This window comes from Chryseobacterium sp. KMC2, assembly GCF_016756935.1.
In the GTDB taxonomy this organism is placed as follows: domain Bacteria; phylum Bacteroidota; class Bacteroidia; order Flavobacteriales; family Weeksellaceae; genus Chryseobacterium; species Chryseobacterium rhizosphaerae.
In genome coordinates this window covers 1-3,193 of record NZ_JAESIT010000046.1, presented here as the reverse complement: position 1 = coordinate 3,193, position 3,193 = coordinate 1, and the positions used below count along the sequence as shown (strand labels likewise).

General features: G+C 36.8%; 4 protein-coding genes. 1 reads left to right on the top strand and 3 read right to left on the bottom strand.

Annotation, left to right across the window (positions count from 1 at the left end; all coding sequences use genetic code 11):
* The 3 genes from JML65_RS23705 to JML65_RS23695 all read right to left on the bottom strand — a co-directional run.
* Positions 1 to 439 (bottom strand): hypothetical protein (locus JML65_RS23705; protein ID WP_202272604.1); only part of this gene is annotated, 439 nt, incomplete at its 3' end.
* 21 nt (positions 440 to 460) lie between these two features.
* The gene (locus JML65_RS23700; protein WP_202272602.1) at positions 461 to 880 is read right to left on the bottom strand and encodes a Dabb family protein; all 420 of its coding nucleotides are present in this window, start codon (positions 878 to 880) and stop codon (positions 461 to 463) included.
* Positions 881 to 892: 12 nt separating this feature from the next.
* Complete coding sequence (locus JML65_RS23695; protein ID WP_202272600.1) at positions 893 to 2,221, bottom strand: hypothetical protein; 1,329 nt, start codon at positions 2,219 to 2,221, stop codon at positions 893 to 895.
* Positions 2,222 to 2,460: 239 nt separating this feature from the next.
* Between JML65_RS23695 and JML65_RS23690 the strand changes: the two genes are divergently transcribed.
* On the top strand, positions 2,461 to 3,147 hold the full coding sequence (locus JML65_RS23690) for a response regulator transcription factor (RefSeq protein WP_202272606.1): 687 nt from the start codon (positions 2,461 to 2,463) through the stop codon (positions 3,145 to 3,147).
* Positions 3,148 to 3,193: the final 46 nt, after the last annotated feature.

The following is a 3,193-nucleotide window of genomic DNA, read 5'->3' as shown; positions in this document are numbered from 1 at the left end:
CAATAGGAATATAAAGTCTTTCCCATTCTTTACTTTTCACCATATCCCAGCTATGTCCGGTTCCTTTAAGATCTTCAGCCAAAAGAACAACTCCTGGTTTGATTATAAATGTTGAACCATCTGTTACTTTAAATCTGATATTCCCTTTGATGGTGATTACATATTGCCTTCTTGGGGCGGGATGTGCATTTTTCTCCCATTCTTCTGTCTTATTACTCATCCAGAAGGTAGTTGTATTCATGTGTTTTAGAGTGGGGATCTTACCTTTTTCAAATGAGCATGACCCATCAGGGTTATTGACCAATCTTACGGCAGGAATAAATTCAGTGGAAGTTTCTGGAGTGACACTCACGCTTTTATGGTTTTTATGTTGTGCATTCATAAGTCCTACAGTGCTTAATGCTAAAACAAGGCTCAAGCCTTTGATGAAATTTTTCATTATAAATTTAAATTTTTATTTTTAATTGTAAACAGTATCATACACTAACATTCTTTCGAAGAATGGTTTGTATTTTTGAACTAAAGCAAGATGTTCGGGAAGTTTTCCATAGGCTTCCAGTTCTTCTAAACTATCAAATTCCATAGAAGCATTATATGTAAATGTATTATCTAAAACACTTCTCGGACTGGAGGCAGCAGGTTTTCCGTAACGGAGATTTTTCTGATAAGGAAGCTTTTTAAGACCTTCAAAAAAATTCTCAAATTCTTTAACATCAGCTTCAGAAAGATCTTTTCTAAGCCAGAACAACAAATAATGGAAGTACACTTTTTTCTTTTTTGTGGGGTTAAACATCGGTAAGGCAGAGGCCAACATAGTTCCGGAGATCAGAAGTAAGGCCGAAGCCTGAACTGAGCGGAATAAAAACTTTCGTCTTTCCATAGTATCTCATTTTTAATTAAAATCAATTCTGTATTTCAGTACAAACTGCCATTTCCGGTCAGACACTACAGCATTGTTAGAAGCATCGTTTGCATACACAGGTCTGTTTTGGGCATCAAAGGTTAGTCTTGATGACATTCCGTTCATCAATAATGATATTCCGGCATCGTAGATTACAGCATTATCATGAAGTCCCTTTAAGTCGGACAGCTGCATACCCACCGCAGGCTGAAGCTGAAGGTTTTTCTTTTCTTTATCCAGATAAGGCAGTGTTCCTCCCAATTGTACATAATAGGTATTTCCCGTTCCTATAACAGGCATTGCATTTCCCGCACCGTTAAGACTGGCCTGGGTAACATCTACAGAAGTAGCAGGATTATTTGTTCCTACATAGCGGATATAATTAGGTCCATAATCGTTATGCATTGCCATTCCATAAGCGCTGATAGAGGTTCCCTTTTCTTTATTAAGCGGAGCATCATAAAATATATCTACAGCAACACTCTTCATATCGTCATTCACTGTATTTTTGCTGGCATCCTGATGCCATAATGCATTATGAATGTAATCAAAACCTGCCCCCAGGCTCAACACATTCTTTTTTCCTACGTATGTCCCAGAATTAAAAGGAGTGGATATATTTTCTTTATCTAAAAAAGCATACCTGAAATATCCTGAAAAATCTTTACCCGGAGCATTTTTACTAAAAGAAGCTACATTATATTTAGGATCTGAAGTGGCCATTGTATAGGGATCTGCTACCACCAAGCGGTAATCAAATTTTCCAAGCTGCCCCTTAATATAAGCACTCAACTCTCTTACAGTATAATCTGTAGCACCGGCATTGGATGTTGCATAGGCCGGAAGGTCATATAACAGTGTATTCAAAGGTCCTGTCGTAAACCTGGAAAGACCTCTCCATGTGGAACGCCCAGCACCGAAAGCAATTTTATCATTAAAGGAGTATTCTGCGTAAGCATCCAGAAGATCAAAATAATTGCTTCCTTTGGCATTCACATTCACATTGGTAGTTCCTCCCTGCAGCACAAACATTAATTTCTCAGTAGGTTTGTACGTCATTTTTACCCGAACTCTGCGAAGGGACAGGTCAGACAGCTCAGATTTCGCCTCGTTATTGACAAGACTCCCCGGATTAAGCTGCGTATACCTGGCCCATAATTCTGCATAGCCACTCAGGGAGATATATCTTGAATGTTCTTCATTGAAGTAATGCGTTAATCCCGGATTATTAAAATCATTTTTTTTCTGAGCTTCTAATTTCCCCATCATTCCCAATAAGGAAATTAAAACAATTCCGGCTCTGAAAGATTTAGTATTCATATTTTTCTATTCTTAGTTTTTTGTTGATTTCAACGGGACAAAATTAAATCCGGAAAGACAGCATTGCTATTAGAAATCTATTAGAAACCTTATAGAAAACTATTAAAAAGGTTAATCTTTTCTTATAAAAGGAAAATATGAAATACCTTTGTACAGGGCTTCAGGGAGGACTGGGAATCAGTCTTTTGAAAATATATATTTCACAAAAAAAACATGGTCAAAGTCCTATATATTTCCTTATGAAAATTTTAATTATAGAAGATAATTCACGTGTTTCTAGCCTTTTAAAAAGGGGGCTGGAAAGCCAGGAATATCAGGTTTATATTTCGGAAGATGCAGAAGATGCTATTGTTTTACTGAATAAAATAACATTTGATCTTGCCATCACTGATATTATGCTTCCCAAGATGAATGGGATAGAACTCAGTAAATGGATTAAACAAAAATATCCTGACCTGCCCATCATTATGCTGACCGCTTTAGGGACCATTGATGAAAAAATTGAAGGATTTGATGCCGGGGCGGATGATTATATGGTGAAACCATTTGAAATAAGGGAGCTTTTTGTCAGGATAAAAGCCATCTTACAGAGAAGATCCATCAAAAATAAAGAAGCGTATTTAACGGACCTTGAGTATCATGAATTAAGGGTTGATAAAAAAATCAACAGAGTCTTCCGAAATGAAAAAGAAATTGAGCTTACTCCAAAAGAATTTAAACTGCTTATTTTCCTGATGAGCAATGCGGAAAGAATTTTAACCCGTGAAGAAATTGCTGAGAATGTCTGGGGCAATCATTTTGACACAGGGACTAATTATATTGATGTATACATTGCCTATCTAAGGAAAAAAATTGATAAAGATTTTGATCAAAAACTTATTCACACCAAACCGGGAGTAGGATTTATCTTTGCTTCACAATTATGAAAATAGCAACCCGAACAGCCCTCAACTACTCCATTCTTACGGCAGG